The sequence below is a fragment of the Stutzerimonas stutzeri genome, from assembly GCF_051028275.1.
Lineage (GTDB): Bacteria > Pseudomonadota > Gammaproteobacteria > Pseudomonadales > Pseudomonadaceae > Stutzerimonas > Stutzerimonas stutzeri_AS.
This window is the reverse complement of the sequence record NZ_CP069269.1, coordinates 4183163-4198226: the sequence shown is the minus strand read 5'-3', so window position 1 is coordinate 4198226 and position 15064 is coordinate 4183163. Positions and strand designations below refer to the sequence as shown.

11 protein-coding genes are annotated in these 15064 nt (G+C 60.9%); 4 read left to right on the top strand and 7 right to left on the bottom strand.

Annotation, left to right across the window (positions count from 1 at the left end):
* Positions 1–106: 106 nt before the first annotated feature.
* The 3 genes from JQR87_RS19545 to JQR87_RS19535 form a co-directional block, all read right to left on the bottom strand.
* The gene (locus tag JQR87_RS19545; protein ID WP_407294067.1) at positions 107–2173 is read right to left on the bottom strand and encodes an RNA-binding domain-containing protein; all 2067 of its coding nucleotides are present in this window, start codon (positions 2171–2173) and stop codon (positions 107–109) included.
* A gap of 105 nt (positions 2174–2278) precedes the next feature.
* A complete protein-coding gene (locus JQR87_RS19540; RefSeq protein ID WP_407294069.1) occupies positions 2279–3397 on the bottom strand; it encodes a restriction endonuclease subunit S in 1119 nt (372 codons plus the stop codon).
* Complete coding sequence (locus tag JQR87_RS19535) at positions 3394–4878, bottom strand: type I restriction-modification system subunit M (RefSeq protein WP_407294071.1); 1485 nt, start codon at positions 4876–4878, stop codon at positions 3394–3396. Before JQR87_RS19535 ends, JQR87_RS19540 begins: the two co-directional genes overlap by 4 nt.
* A 515-nt stretch (positions 4879–5393) precedes the next feature.
* Between JQR87_RS19535 and JQR87_RS19530 the strand changes: the two genes are divergently transcribed.
* Positions 5394–7337: an alkaline phosphatase family protein gene (locus JQR87_RS19530; protein WP_407294074.1), complete on the top strand. Its 1944-nt coding sequence runs from the start codon at positions 5394–5396 to the stop codon at positions 7335–7337.
* Here the strand turns inward: JQR87_RS19530 and JQR87_RS19525 are convergent.
* Entirely contained in the window at positions 7334–7978 is a 645-nt protein-coding gene (locus JQR87_RS19525) for an HAD family hydrolase (protein WP_407294076.1), read from the bottom strand. The two genes, JQR87_RS19530 and JQR87_RS19525, sit on opposite strands and share 4 nt — an antisense overlap.
* A gap of 517 nt (positions 7979–8495) precedes the next feature.
* Here JQR87_RS19525 and JQR87_RS19520 point away from each other — a divergent pair.
* Complete coding sequence (locus tag JQR87_RS19520; protein WP_407294078.1) at positions 8496–10457, top strand: methyl-accepting chemotaxis protein; 1962 nt, start codon at positions 8496–8498, stop codon at positions 10455–10457.
* Positions 10458–10579: 122 nt separating this feature from the next.
* Here JQR87_RS19520 and JQR87_RS19515 read toward each other — a convergent pair whose 3' ends face one another.
* Positions 10580–11518 carry a LysR family transcriptional regulator gene (locus JQR87_RS19515; protein WP_407294081.1) on the bottom strand — a complete coding sequence of 313 codons (939 nt, stop codon included), beginning with the start codon at positions 11516–11518 and terminating at the stop codon, positions 10580–10582.
* A gap of 114 nt (positions 11519–11632) precedes the next feature.
* On the opposite strand from JQR87_RS19515, the gene JQR87_RS19510 reads away from it, so the two are divergent.
* Complete coding sequence (locus JQR87_RS19510) at positions 11633–12391, top strand: SDR family NAD(P)-dependent oxidoreductase (protein ID WP_407294083.1); 759 nt, start codon at positions 11633–11635, stop codon at positions 12389–12391.
* Positions 12392–12496: 105 nt separating this feature from the next.
* Here JQR87_RS19510 and JQR87_RS19505 read toward each other — a convergent pair whose 3' ends face one another.
* Together JQR87_RS19505 and JQR87_RS19500 are read right to left on the bottom strand one after the other, a co-directional pair.
* Positions 12497–13039, bottom strand: a complete 543-nt coding sequence (locus tag JQR87_RS19505) for a gamma carbonic anhydrase family protein (protein WP_407294085.1) — start codon at positions 13037–13039, stop codon at positions 12497–12499.
* A gap of 38 nt (positions 13040–13077) precedes the next feature.
* Positions 13078–13902 carry an AraC family transcriptional regulator gene (locus JQR87_RS19500; RefSeq protein WP_407294088.1) on the bottom strand — a complete coding sequence of 275 codons (825 nt, stop codon included), beginning with the start codon at positions 13900–13902 and terminating at the stop codon, positions 13078–13080.
* An 84-nt stretch (positions 13903–13986) separates the two neighbouring features.
* Here JQR87_RS19500 and JQR87_RS19495 point away from each other — a divergent pair, with 84 nt between their 5' ends.
* Positions 13987–14979, top strand: coding sequence for a bile acid:sodium symporter family protein (locus JQR87_RS19495; RefSeq protein ID WP_407294090.1), 993 nt, complete (start codon positions 13987–13989; stop codon positions 14977–14979).
* Positions 14980–15064 lie beyond the last annotated feature (85 nt).

Below are 15064 nucleotides of genomic sequence, written 5' to 3'. Positions count from 1 at the left end.
GGGGCCGGACCTAAGCTCGCGGCAAATGGATTGGGGGTTCCCGGTCGGCGTTATGGCCTCGGTGCGATCACCGGGGCCTTTCGCTTTTCAGAGGCGTAATATTGATTCATGGCTGTTCGTCTTCCGTGCTGCGGTATGCCTGCATCTGGTGCGTAGGAGCCGTGGGGAAGGCCAAACGCAAACGGCCCGTTTGCACCAGCTGTTTCAAGTGCTGTTTGCGCAACGAGTCGGCATTGCGCTTCAGTAGTTCGGCGAGGCAGCTCCCAGTGACGTAATGACCGCGGCAGACCTGCAAGATGATGCGCTGCATCTCATCGGCATCCAGCTTTCGGTAAGCGCGCGCCGATAAGGCTTGTCTGATGAGCTCCCTATGGAATTCGTCGTCGAGCATTGCCAGGTCGTCGATCATGGGGGCGTCCAGCTTCTCTGTCAGCCTTCTTCCCTGTGTGTCTCTAGGGCAGTCCGTGTCCCCTGTACCACTCAAATGTCCGGAGCTGCCAGCTGAATGTCCGGAGCTCTCGATCAAATGTCCGGAGCTACCCGCCAAACCTCCGGAGCTGCCGACCCAGTGTCCGGAGCTATCCGGTAAATGTTCGGAGCTGACGGCCAGATATTCGGAGCGCGCCGGTAAATGTTCGGAGCTACCCCCGAACACGTCCTCCGGCGTTGGTAAGCCTGCGCCTGGTAAACAGTAGACGGCGCCGCGACCGGGATTGTGGCTTTCCAAGAACCCCGCGCGCACCAGCCCCTGCAACAGGCGGGACGCTTCCAGTGACTGCATGCCGACCATCTCCATGATTCGCCCATGGCTGACGGTGCGCTCCGAAGCGGCGGCCGCCAGTGTCAGGCGTTCGTCGTGGGATAGCTGATCGAAGCCCGATCCAAATTGCCGCCGCAGGGCTGCCAGCACGTCATCCGGCAGCAAATCGACCATGCGCAATTCGAGCAATGTCTGGTTATAGGGCTCATTGCGCTCGAAAAGCGCGGGAGCACGCCAGTGCTGGTCTTTCCAGCCGGAATAGATCTTCGGAATCCCCGAGCCCGCCTGCTCACCGACCCCGACGAAGCGGAACATCTTGTGCAACGTGCGGTTACGGCAGTCGTGTTCGCCGCCGTGGATCGCCACTTCCGGTGGCACGCGCATCAGGCCGGGGTTGCGGAAGCCGAACATGTCCGGCCGCTTGACCACCAGCACCGAGGCACGGTCCGAGTAGTCCGCATGCACCAGCACGTTGGCCAGCGCTTCGCGCAGCGCCACATGCACGGGCGTCTCGTCCTGCCGTTCGCCCTTTTCCAGCTTGAACGGCACCTTCAGGTCGGCGGTGAGCTTAAGATAGACCTTGCGGTAGAAGTCATAGAGGTTGCCGGACCATTTGCCGTCCAGCGTGACGCGATCCACCCAGCGCAATTCGGTGCGGGCTTCCGGACGTTCCTGATAGTCGAGCATGTAGTTCGGCAAGGCTTCCTGAATGTTCGTCATCCAGCCGAACATCAACAGACCCGCCAACGTCAGCCCTGCCGTATCGGTTTCCCGGTCACGGCGCCAGCCGCCGATCTGGCGCAGAAACTCCTGATCGTCCAGCGCGTTCCAGGGGTGCGCCGGCTCGCGGTTGGCGAACACCTGGCGGTAGGCGCGCAGCGTTTCTTCGCATAGATCGTCGAGGTGATAGCCCTTGAGAATACGGTCGTCGCGGCTGTCTTCTACCTGTTCGGCAAGCATACGCTTGACGTCTTCATCGGGCAGCACCCGGTCGCCTTCATTCAGACGGCGATAGGTATGGCCGAAGGGGTTGGGCGTCAGGTGCACCGGCCGTTGCTTGCGGTTGGCGCGGGGGATTTCCACCACCATCAGCGTGCGCCCGTCCAGCTCGACCTCCTGGACGGAGGCATCGCTGAGCAGGTTGGCGCTGACCTGTTTGCGGTTGTTCAGGTTGTCGAACAGCTCCTTGCGCACCTTCGCGGGGTTGGCGATGCCCTCCAAGTGGAACTGCCCCTTCTTCTCCCGCACACCGAGCACCACCACACCGCCGCTGGTATTGGCGAAGGCGCTGTAGGTCGGCCAGAAATCTTCCGGCAAGGCGCCCTTGCCGTCACGACCGGCCGCGAGTTTGCATTCGAGGTCGATCGACTCGCGGAGGAGTTCGAGGTCGGCGGGGGAGTGGAGGTCAATCATCTCTTACACCATTCGACAGGTGACGAACACCAGGCGACAGCGCATATTCAAACTATCTGCGAGAACTACCATCGACGCAGGTGCGAGTTCTTGTTTCTTGATCATTTATATAGCTCCTGCAAACGAGGCATCTTGCAGGGCCTCAAACAGACTGGCTACCTTTTGGCTTGCTTCTCTATAGCTATCAAGCTGCGCTCGGATTTTGTCCGCTATATAAACAAATTCTTTTTGCATAGCTAGGGGAGGTACGGGGATATCTAAATCCGATGCTTGAGCCGCATTAATATTAAATTGAACTGCTGTCGCCCCGCCCTTGCGTTGAAGTATCCGCTTTCCAGAATCACTTGAAATTAGCGAGTAGAGCCATGCTGGCTCAACTTTCTCTGGATTTGGGCGTAAGCGCATTACATGTGAGTCAATACAAACTGGTTCAGAGTTTCCTGGGAAATATGAGCATTTTCCTAATTGGTCTTTGCTGCCAATGGCACGAGCTAATACTATATCGCCAGTTCGCAGGAGGAACTTCTTCATAACTTCATTATCCAGAACCACTCTCGAGCTTTTTTCTAGCTCAATCCTATATGCTCCCAATTCCCCGACGCGGACAACCAAGTATCCGTCGCCCGTTGCAGGTTTAGTTGTGCCAATACGAGGCTTTTCAGCGAATAGGCTTCCGCTTTTGACCACTTTCCACCCTTTAGGATTTTTGGCCGGGTCTCCGAACATTTCCAGAAATACGGACTGCAGCAGCAGATCGAGCTTGGCGATGGCTTCGCGGCGCTTGGCGCGCAGCGCGTCGGCCTTATCTAGAATCGCTGCGATGCGGCGTTGTTCGGGGAGCGGTGGGAGCGGAATTTGCGCACCGGTTAGGTTGCCAATCTTTATATATTTAATGATTCCGCCAATGCTCTGCTCTCTGAGGGAGGACAGATAGCTATCCATGAAATAGTACAGATACCGCGTGTTAAGTTTTTCGGGGTCTGCTGTCTCGATAATGTAGGTTCGTTGGTAAGCGTCAAATTTGCCTTCGTAATATTTGACATTCAAATCACCATTGCCAGCGACCAAAACACACTCACAGTCATAACTGTACGATGCGATTCTGAGTGGTTCGCTCGCGCAAGTAAAAAATGGAAACTCTCCGTTAGGTGAGCTTGCATTTGCATCGAGTTTACCCGTGCGTATTTTCGTCAGCTCGCCGAGAGCTACATGGCTTGGCGTCACTTCAACATCCCCTCCAACTCTTCCATCCCCCGCATAATCTCCGCCTCCAGCTCTTTCAACCCCGCCAATATCTTCTGCGGCGGTTCATGCTCGACCTGCTCGTACACCACCTGCTTGTAGCGGTTGATGGAAAGGTCGTAGTCGTTGCCGACAATTTCGGCCTTGGGGACGAGGAAGCTTTGGTCGGTGCGTAGGCGAGCGGTTTCGTCGTCGCGGTTCTGCCAGCGGGTCAGCAGGTCCGGCAGGTTGTTGCATTCGTGCTTGTTCGCATCCAGCGGGTTGCGTTTGTCGTCCAGCGAGAAGCCGTCGGCCTGCATGTTGTAGAACCAGACGTTATCGGTGCCGCCGCTGTTGGTCTTGGTGAACAGCAGGATGGCGGTGGAAACGCCGGCGTAGGGGCGGAATACGCCGGAGGGCATGGAGACGATGCCGTCGAGCTTGTGGTCTTCCACCAGCAGTTTGCGTAGGGTCTTGTGCGCCTTGCTGGAGCCGAACAGCACGCCGTCCGGCACGATCACCGCGGCGCGGCCGCCGGTTTTCAGCAGGCGCAGGAACAGGGCGAGAAACAGCAGTTCGGTCTTCTTGGTCTTGACGATTTCCTGCAGGTCCTTGGCGCAGCTTTCGTAGTCCAGGCTGCCGGCGAAGGGCGGGTTGGCGAGGATCAGGCTGAACTGGCCTTCGACGCTAGCGTGGCCTTCGCTGAGGGAATCGCGGTTTTCGATGGCGGGGTTTTCCACGCCGTGCAGCAGCATGTTCATGGAGCCGACACGCAGCATGGTGCTGTCGAAGTCGAAGCCGTGGAAGGTTTCGCGGTTGAAGCGCTTAGCCGATTCCCGGTCGCGGTAGATCTCGTCGCGGTGGTGCCTGTCCAGGTATTCCGCCGCAGCCACGAGGAAGCCCGCAGTGCCGCAGGCCGGGTCGCAGATGGTATCGCTGGGGCGCGGCGCCATCATTTCCACCATCAGCTTGATGATGTGGCGCGGGGTGCGGAACTGGCCGTTCTGCCCGGCGCTGGCGATCTTTCCGAGCATGTATTCGTAGAGGTCGCCCTTGGTGTCGCGATCCTCCATGGGAATGGCGTCGAGCATGTCCACCACCTTGACAAGCAGGCCCGGCGTGGGAATGGTGAAGCGCGCATCCTTCATGTGCGTCGAATAAGTGGATTCGCCGTCTTCGCTGCCGAGGCTCTTGATAAAGGGAAAGACCTTTTCCGAGACCAAGGTGTAGAGGCTGCCCGGATCACCCAGCAGCTTGAACTGCGACCAGCGCAGGTGAGCCTGGTAGGGGTTGAAGATGGGGTTATCGATGGGCTGGCCGGTGCGCGCAGCTTTCTTTTCTTTCACCGTTTGCAGCTCGTCGAGCCGCTTGATGAATAGCAGGTAGGTCATCTGCTCGATGACCTCCATGGGGTTGGAGATGCCGCCGCTCCAGAAGGCGTTCCAGATCTGGTCGACTTGGGTCTTGATGGTGCCGGTAATCACGAAAGATGCTGCCTGACTGGCTGGGAATGGGCGCGAGCTTAAGCGGGGTTGCCGGTATGTCAAACACTGTTCGGATGCACAGGTCGCCACTTCGCGCAGATGCGGTTGGTCGCCCTGTGGTCGAGTCTCCTACAGTTGGACCCGAATGACCTTGACGGTGCTTCACTCCGCAAGCGTCGAAATGGATCTACAGCAGCCCAACCGCCCTGCGATACAAGCTGCCATTTTGCGAGTGGCGGACCTTACGTAAGCGATTCGAGGGATACATGACAATCCTTTTGCCGCGGTGGAGCCAGGTGCCGGGTAGCTGACCAAACGGCATCATTCACGGTCAAGACACGGTCTCCCCAACCGCCCCCACAGCAGGGCGCCGCGATCGCTTTGGGGGAGCGGTCTCTACCGCTAAAGACTGCAGGCAGGTTTCGGTGAGCCGGCGGGGCACAGCGACCCACACCACGTCGAACCGGCCGCATTCGTTACACTCTGATGCAACATTGCCGCCCACGAGCCGTTGCATGCCCATCCCCGCACCATCCGACACCGCTGCTTCCCTTCCCCTTGTGCTTGCCGGGCCTATGCTTCGCCGGCTCGAGGCGGGGCGGCTGGTGCTCTGGCTGGTGGCCAGCGAGCCGCTGGCGTTGCGCCTGTGCTTACACCCCGAAGGAGACGCGTCGGTTTCGCTGGCAGTGGAAGGCGAGGCCTGTCGCCAGCTTCGCGTCGGGACGTCGGCCTGGTTGCACCTGATTGATGTCCGCCTGGATGCGCCGCTGCCGGTTGATCGGCTGATCGAGTACGACCTGTTGATCAGTCATGAGGCGACGGAACAGCGCATCGCCGAATGGGCACCGCACCTGATCCATGAAGGGTTCGAGCGCCCGGCGTTCGTCATCCGCTCGCGCTACGATGATCTGCTGCATGGCTCCTGCCGCAAGCCGCACCACGCCTCGGCGGATGGGTTGGTCACGGTCGATTCACTGGTCGCCCAGGCCCGCCAATCGCCCGAACGCTGGCCCGCCGCGCTGCTGATGACCGGCGACCAGATCTATGCCGACGATGTTTCCGGCCCAACCCTCGTGGCGATCCATGCGTTGATCCGCCGGCTCGGGCTGTACGGCGAGTGCCTCGTGGGCGCGACCGTTGCTGACAGCGATGAGCTGATGGCGCATCCAGCCACCTATTATCAACGCGAGCAGTTGCTGCCGGCCATCAAGTCCAACGAAGCCTTGCGTGAGCGCTTCTTCGGTGGTGTCGAGAAGCCGGTGTTTACCACCGCCAGCGCGCACAACCATCTGGTGTCCCTGGGCGAGGTGCTGGCCATGTACCTGCTGGTTTGGTCGCCGGTGCCCTGGTCACTGATCGAACTCCAGGTGCCGCCGCTGGATGAGCAGATGGCCCAGCGCTACGCGCGCGAAGCCGCCTGCATCGATGCGTTCCGCAAGGGCTTGCCACAGGTGGCGCGGGGGCTGGCGCATCTGCCTTCGCTGATGATCTTCGATGACCACGACATCACCGATGACTGGAACCTCAGCGCGCGCTGGGAGCAGACCGCCTACGGCCATCCGTTTTCGCGACGCATCATCGGCAACGCGTTGTTGGGTTATCTGCTGTGCCAGGCCTGGGGCAATGCACCGGATGCCTGTGTCACGTCGTTGAGCGCGGTGGAGGCGCTGCTGGATAGCGGCGAAGACGGGCGACTCGATTGCGCGCTGCATGATCGGGTGGTGGATGAGCTGCTGGCGCGCGGCGACTGGGGCTATGTCATTCCCAGCGAGCCGGCGCTGGTGGTGCTCGATACCCGGACCCGACGCTGGCGCAGCGAGCGCAACCTGAGCAGGCCTTCGGGGCTGATGGACTGGGAGGCACTGACGGACTTTCAGCAGGAATTGCTCGATCATCGGTCGGTGGTCATCGTCTCGCCGGCGCCCATGTTCGGCGTCAAGCTGATCGAGACGGTGCAGCGCGTGTTCAGCTGGGCCGGGCTGTCGCTGCTGGTCGACGCCGAAAACTGGATGGCCCACCGCGGCGCCGCGCAAGTGATGCTCAACATCTTCCGCCACACCCGCACGCCGGGCAATTACGTGATCCTGTCCGGCGACGTGCATTACTCGTTCGCCTATGAAGTACGCATTCGAGGCCGTGCCGAGGGCCCGCGGTTATGGCAGATCACCAGCAGCGGGGTGAAAAACGAATTCCCCCCGCGCCTGCTGGACCTGTTCGATCGGCTCAACCGCTGGTTGTATTCACCCCGCTCACCCTTGAACTGGTTTACCAAACGCCGCCGGGTGAGGGTCCAGCCGTGGCTGCCCAGCCGCAGCCGGTCCGGCGAACGGCTGTGGAACGGCTCGGGCATCGGCCGCATCCAGCTCGACGCGGAGGGTCGACCCTCAAAGGTCCAACAGATCAACGCCGATGGATCGCCGCCTGTAAGCTTCGCGCCCGAACGCAACCAGACGCCCTAGCCGAACGCCGCGCGCAGCGCTGGTAGCGTGGCGTAGTAATAAGCCGGTGACTGCGCCATCAGCTCGGCATGGCTGCCAAAGCCGTACCCCACACCGACCGCCTGCAAGCCGTTGCTGTGTGCACCGATCAGGTCATGCTTGCGGTCACCGATCATCAACGTCTGCTCTGGAGCGAGCCCTTCTTCTGCAATCAGATGGGCAATCAGCTCGACCTTGTTGGTGCGGGTGCCGTCCAGTTCGCTGCCGTAGATCACCTTGAAGTGATGATCGAATGCGAAATGCCGCGCGATCTCGCGGGCGAACACTGAAGGCTTCGAGGTGGCAACGTAGAGCGTTCGCCCCTGGCCGCGCAGGTGTTCGAGCATCTCAAGCACGCCATCGAACAGCAGGTTTTCATACAGGCCGACCGTCTTGAAACGCTCACGGTAATGACCCACCGCCTCCCAGGCGCGCGCCTCGTCGAAGCCGTAAAACTCCATGAACGCCTGCAGCAGCGGCGGCCCGATGAAGGGCTCGAGCTTGGTCAGATCCGGTTCGTCGATGCCCAGCTGCGCCAGTGCGTGCTGAATCGAACGGGTGATGCCCTCACGTGGGTCGGTGAGGGTGCCGTCGAGGTCGAAGAGGATGGTGGAGTGATGCATGGGGAGCGGGCCGGCTGCTGGATGGCCGACAATTGTCCCGAACCCGTCGCGACAGGGCAAACAGCGGCGGCCCTTCGCGCAGATTGGCCTACAGCAGCGACGCACTCACCAGTGGCAGAACGACAAACCGAAGCCCACGCAGCGCCCAGAAAAAAGCTGTCTCGAGCATGAACTCTGCTGAATCTCCCGCCACCAGAGGGCTCGGTCTTCACAGGCTGACCGCTTTGCAATCCTCAGCTTGAGGCAAAGTTGCTGCGCCATCTACAGCTGCCGGATGACACTTTAATGACCGTCTGTCGGCCTGGTTAGGGGCCGGCGGGATACCCGTATCTCTGTTGATTTGGATCAAGTTTGGCGCCTCAACAAACTTCCTGCACCGTCGATAAGTGCGGTGACACGGGCACTACGCGAGCCCGCAGTTTCACAGCGCCCGCAATGGAGGTGTGGGATGGCAGCAATTTATAGATCCGGCTTTGGCTTCGATAGGTCCACAGCCCGTAAATGAAGGTGTACGACGGTGCTCAACAATATATCCCTGCGTTACAAGCTGGTGATGATCCTCCTGCTTCCCCTGATTGGCTTCATATGGCTGGCCGGATTGTTCGTGAAAGATAGTTATCAGACGCTACGAAGCATGGAGGCAACGGAACAGGCAAGCACATCGGCACAGGAAGTCAGCCGCTTGATTACCACCTTGCAGCGTGAGCGCGGCGCGAGCGGGGTATTCATCGGCAGCCAGGGTACCGTGATGAAAAGCCGTTTGCCTGTCATGCGACGGGATACGGATGAGGCCCTTGAGGCCGTACGCGGCCTGTCTCAGGACGGTGGCGGTCAGGTCGAAAAGGCCCTCAACGCGCTGAATGCCTTGCCGGGCATACGTAGCCAGATCGACGCGCTTTCCATCAACGGCAAGGAGTCGGGGGCTCGCTTTACTGAAATCATTCAGAGCCTGATCGGCTTCACTTATCAGCTGGAGCACAGTGTTCAGGATGCACGGCTGTCGCGCTTGCTGGGCTCATTGAACCAGTTCATCGAGATGAAGGAACGGGCAGGCCGCGAACGGGCCATGCTGGGGGTAGTGTTCAACCAGGATCGGTTCGATGCCGCCTTGCTGTCGAGCTTCAGCCGTAACCTCGGTGAGTTCTCTGCCTATCAGGACAGTTTCAAGCGCTCGGCATCGGAGACGTTCGTACGCCAACTTGAGGAGAAGCTTCAGCAGCCCAGCTCGCTCGAAGTGGCAAAGCTTCAACGTCTGGCTTTCGACAAGCCGTTGGGTGAGTCGCTGGGGATCAAGCCTGAAGCCTGGTTCGAGACCTCTACCGCGCGCATCGACTTGATGGGCGAGGTTGAAGAAGCGTTGGCTCAGGGTGTGGGCGCTGTCGCTCGCCAAGCGCGGGACGATGCCCGCCTGGCCCTGTGGTTTGCCGCCTCGATGGTGCTGCTTGCCCTGATTGCGGTCTCAGTGTTGTCGTATCTGATCATTCGAAACATCAACCTTGCCGTTAGAGACGTAAACCAGGCGCTGCTGGCCTTGGCCGACCGAGACCTCACCGCGCGAGCGTCCTACCAGGGAACCGACGAGTTCGGCGTGATTTCGAGTAGTCTCAATGCCATGGCCGATCAGCTCGCCCACGTTGTACGTGATATCGGCAGTGCTACCGGCCAACTGGCGACCGCCGCTGAAGAGTGCTCGGCCGTAACCGTGCAGACCAGCCAGAGTGTCGAGCGCCAGCGTGAGGGCACTGAACTGGTGGTGACCGCAATCAACCAGATGAGTGCAACCGTTCGCGAAGTGGCCCTCAGCACAAGTGATGCGGCCGAGCTGTCGCAGCGGGTCAACCACAACACCGCTCAGGGCAAAAATGAAATCGACAGCACCATTGATCTGATCCGCCAGCTTTCACGCCAGGCTGACCAGACCGCGGCCATCATCACTGACCTCAAGAACGAGAGCGACTCGATTTCCTCGGTTCTGGACGTTATCCGCGGTATCGCCGAGCAAACCAACCTTCTGGCATTGAACGCCGCGATCGAGGCGGCCAGAGCGGGTGATCATGGACGTGGTTTTGCAGTGGTGGCCTCCGAAGTACGCGTACTGGCGCAGAAGACGCAAGAGTCGACCGGCGACATCCAGCAGATGATCACCAACTTGCAAGCTGGCTCGGACCGCGCCGCACGCTCGATGCAGGACACCCTTGCCACCGTGCAGGCGGGCACAGACAACATCGTGCGTGCCGGGGAGCTTTTGGCCGAGATTGCCGAAGGCGTGGCCGGCATCAGCGATCGCAACATTCAGATCGCCTCGGCGGCAGAGGAGCAAAGTGCGGTCGCCGAGGACATCAACCGCAACGTCACCGAGATCAACGATGTGGCCATCCAGGTCAGCGCCGGTGCCGAGCAGACCGCCGCGACCAGCCTGGAGCTAGCGCGGCTCGCTGAGCAGCAACAGCAGCTGGTGAGCAGATTCAAAGTCGCATGACTGAACGGTTGCCAGGCGACCAACAAGTCCGGAAGGCGCTGTAACATCAAGTTGTCGACCAGCAACCGCAGGTGGGCTTTAGCCCACCTCTTTCATGGCAGCCAGCCAAACGCCGCGGTCAGCTAGGACGCGCCAGCCTGCAGGCGCTGGGCAAGGGCATGTGCGGCGGCGATGTCTTGTTCGATCAACGCGGCCAGCCAGTTCATGAATGCGCGTACGCGACGCGGCAGATTGCTGCGGTGGGCGTACAGCAGCGAAGCAGCCATGGGCGCAGGGACATGATCTGGCAGCACCATCTGCAGTTCGCCATTCTCGAGCGATTCGCGGACGCCGGCGAGCGGCACCTGAATCAGGCCAAATCCGCCGACGCAGGCCAATCTGTAGCTGTCGCTGTTGTTTACGGTGACCCGGCCTTTCATCGGCAGACACATCGGCTTGCCATTCTCCTGGTATTCAAAGCCGGCCGAACGCGCCCCGAGTACCGGGACGTAGTGGATCAGCTCGTGGTCGGCAAGATCTGCCAGCGTTTCAGGCACCCCGTGCACCTTCAGATACTCAGTGCTGGCGCAGTTGACCAGCGGATAGCTGCCGAGCCGGCGTGCAACCAGGCCGGTGTCTGCAACCTCCCCGATGCGCAACACGCAATCGAAGCCCTCGCGCACCAGATCGACCCGACGGTCGGTGGCGCTGACTTCGATCTCGATGGCCGGGTGCTTGTCGAGAAACTCACCCAGCCGTGGCACTACCAGGCTGCGCGCCAGAGCCACCGGCAGGTCGATGCGCAGACGCCCGGCCAACAGGCTGTCTTCACGAAACAGACCTTCGACTTCCTCTACCTGATCGAGCATGTCGCGGCACCGCTCGTACAACAACTGGCCGTCCTGTGTCGGCTGGACCCGTCGCGTGGTGCGCTGCAGCAGTCGGGCACCGAGCCGCTGCTCCAGCGCGCGGATATGCTCGGAAACGGTGGAGCGGGGCAGGCCAAGGCTATCGGCGGCACCGGTAAAGCTGGCCAGTTCATGGACCCGAACGAAGGTCCGTAGCAGTTCAAGGAGGTTCATTTCGCTGCCCGATTAGTCGGAAATATCGATCGGTCTATCCAGAAGTGGCGGATTTATCCGGTCCAGTCTGAACAATATCTTGATCCTCGTCTTCAACCAGTCGGGAGATCCAACATGAAAAACAAACTCGCATTGATCACCGGTGCAAGCCGCGGGCTTGGGCGCAGCGCAGCCCTGCATCTTGCCGCAGAAGGTGTAAACATCATCGGTACTTACCACAGCAAGGCCGCCGAGGCCCAGACCGTAGCGGACGAGGTCGAGCGTCTCGGCGCGCGGGCGCTGATGCTCCAACTGGATGTCAGTGAAAGCGCAAGCTTCTCAGGCTTTGCCGACCGTCTGCGCGCGGCGCTGCCGGAGCGTTTCGGCCGTACGGACATCGACTTTCTGTTTAATAATGCCGGCATCGGCCAGACTGCCAGCTTTGCCGAAACCAGCGAAGCGCAGTTCGATCTGCTGATGAACCTGCACCTCAAAGGTCCGTTTTTCCTGACCCAGACCCTACTGCCGCTCATTGTCGACGGTGGACGCATCCTCAACGTATCCAGCGGTCTCGCACGGTTTTCGCTGCCGGGCTATTCGGCCTACGCGGCGATGAAGGGCGGCATTGAGGTGCTGACCCGGTATCAGGCGCGTGAGTTGGGTGCACGCGGCATTAGCGTCAACGTGCTCGCGCCGGGTGCCATCGAAACCGATTTCGGTGGCGGTGCAGTGCGTGACAACGCCGATCTCAACGCGTTTGTTGCCAGCAGTACGGCGCTCGGGCGGGTAGGGCAAGCCGACGACATCGGGCTCGCCGTGGCCGCATTGCTTGGCGAAGGCGGCCGCTGGGTCAATGGCCAGCGCATTGAGGCGTCGGGCGGGATGTTTCTCTAATCCAGACCCGCGATCGCGAGCAAGCTTGCTCCTACAACAGCCGCGTCGCATTCGCGCCGTGAGTCAACCGTATGAGCCAGCTTGCTGGCGACCAGCCTCACCCGCTCAATCCATGTTACCTTCAGCCAAGTGCTGATCCTTCAGCTTCACGTAGTTTCCGGCGGTGTAGCTGAAAAAGCTGCGTTCCTTGTCTGTCAGGGGCCGGGCCTGTTTCACCGGGCTCCCGACGTAGAGGTAGCCGCTTTCAAGGGTCTTGCCTGGCGGCACCACGCTACCAGCGCCGATGATCACTTCGTCTTCTACCACCGCGCCGTCCATCACAATCGAGCCCATCCCGACCAGAATACGGCTGCCCAATGTGCAGCCATGCAGCGTGACTTTGTGGCCGACGGTGACTTCGTCGCCGATGGTGAGCGGGAATCCGTCCGGGTTGAACGGGCCGGCGTGGGTGATGTGCAGCACGCTGCCGTCCTGAATGCTGGTGCGTTTGCCGATGCGGATGCGGTGCATGTCGCCGCGGATCACGGTAAGCGGCCAGACGGAGCTGTCCTCGCCGATCTCGATATCGCCAATGAGCACGGCGCTGGAGTCGACGAAGACTCGCTCGCCGAGTGCTGGTGTGTGGCCCTGAAACGTTCGGATGCTCATGGGTTGCTCCTGTAAGGCGCGTGTGTAAGGGCGGCCGGTCATTGATAGACCTGGCCGTCGACGGCATTGCTGCCGGAGCGGAAGAATTCGCCGGGCGTGGCACCGAACTGTTCACGAAAGGCGGCGATGAATGCTGACAGCGATTCATAGCCGCAAACCAGCGCAACGTCGGTGACTCGCTCGCCGCGCTCCAGTGCTGGCAGTGCACTGAGCAGCCGAAGCCGCTGGCGCCAGGCACGGAAGGTCAATCCGGTTTCGCGCAAGAACAGTCGGCTCAGGGTGCGCTCGGAGACACCCAGCGTCCGGCTCCAGTCAGCGAGTCCCTCCTGCGAATCCGGATGCGCCTGCAGGCTTTTGCACAGCCGCTTGAGGCGCGGCTCGGCCGGAAGCGGCAATACGAGCTCGACTTCCGAAGCACACTCCAGCTGATCGAGCAGGACCTGTACCAATCGACCCTCGGCACCGTCTTCGGCATAGGCCTCAGGCAGGGTGCTGAAATGCCGGATCAGCTCGCGTAGCAGGGGGCTGACCTGAAGTACCCGGCAATGCTCTGGCGCATCGCTGGCTACACTGCGGTCGATGTACAGGCTGCGGATGCAGGTATTCGGCGCGCAGAACACCTGATGGGTGACGCCTGCTGGAATCCACACCGCGCGCAACGGTGGCGCAATGAAGCGGCCCCTGTCTGTGCGTACCTCGAGCACGCCCTCGACCGCATGGGAAAGCTGCACCCACGGGTGGCTGTGACGGTAGCCGAGCTTGAGGTTGGGGGGCGAGTCGAGCTGCCCATAGACTGGCCGCGGTAACGCTTTAAGCTCACTGAGGCGCGTGATCAGGACGGCTTCTTGTCCGGTTGGCGACATTTCATGCCTGCTTGGCGTTAGTCGGAAGACAGCACTAACGGTAAGGTCCATCCCTGTTGCCTGCAAGCCCCAAGGAAATCACTCATGGCCAAGCTCCGCCTACTCTTCGATAACTTTACTCTGGCCCTGCTAGCAGTGGTTGCGATTGCCACACTGTTTCCCTGCGAGGGGCAGGTCGCGGTGTTCTTCGAGTGGCTGACCGCCGCCGCCATCGCCCTGCTGTTCTTCATGCACGGCGCCAAGCTGTCGCGCGAAGCGATCCTGGCGGGCGCCGGGCATTGGCGCCTGCACCTGCTGGTCTTCGCCTGCACGTTCATCATGTTTCCACTGCTGGGGCTGGCGCTCAAACCGGTCCTGACGCCGATGGTGGGCGACGAGCTGTACCTGGGCATGCTCTATCTCTGCGCGCTGCCTGCCACGGTGCAGTCGGCCATCGCTTTCACGTCGCTGGCTCGCGGCAATGTGCCCGCCGCGATCTGCAGCGCCGCCGCGTCCAGTCTGATCGGTATATTCCTCACCCCCTTGCTGGTGTTGCTGCTGATGGGCGTCGAGGGCGAAACTGGCTCCACATTGGATTCCATCGGCAAGATCGTCATGCAATTGCTGGTGCCCTTCGTCGCCGGGCAGATCGCACGCCGCTGGATCGGCGCCTGGGTGACGCGCAACAAGACCTGGCTCAAGACGGTCGACCAAAGCTCCATCCTGTTGGTGGTCTACACCGCGTTCAGCGGCGCGGTCGTCGAAGGCCTGTGGCAGATCGTGCCGCTTGGCCATCTGCTGGGACTGACCCTGGCGTGCTGCCTGTTGCTGGCGATCGTCCTGTGGCTGACGAGCGTGCTGGCCAAGGTGTTTGGCTTCACTCTGGAAGACCGCATCACCATTCTGTTCGCCGGCTCGAAGAAGAGCCTGGCGACCGGCGTGCCCATGGCGCAGGTGCTGTTCGCCACCAGTGCGGTCGGCATGATCATCCTGCCGCTGATGCTCTTCCACCAGATTCAGCTGATGGTCTGCACCGTGCTGGCGCAGCGCTATGCCCGGCGCCCCGAACTGCCTGTGGAATCGCACGTGACGTCCTAGGTGCTGCATGCCTTGATCGCGAGCAAGCTCGCTCCTACAGGGGCGCTGTCGCGGCTCCGCATTAAGGAGCCGTAGCCATCGAGGC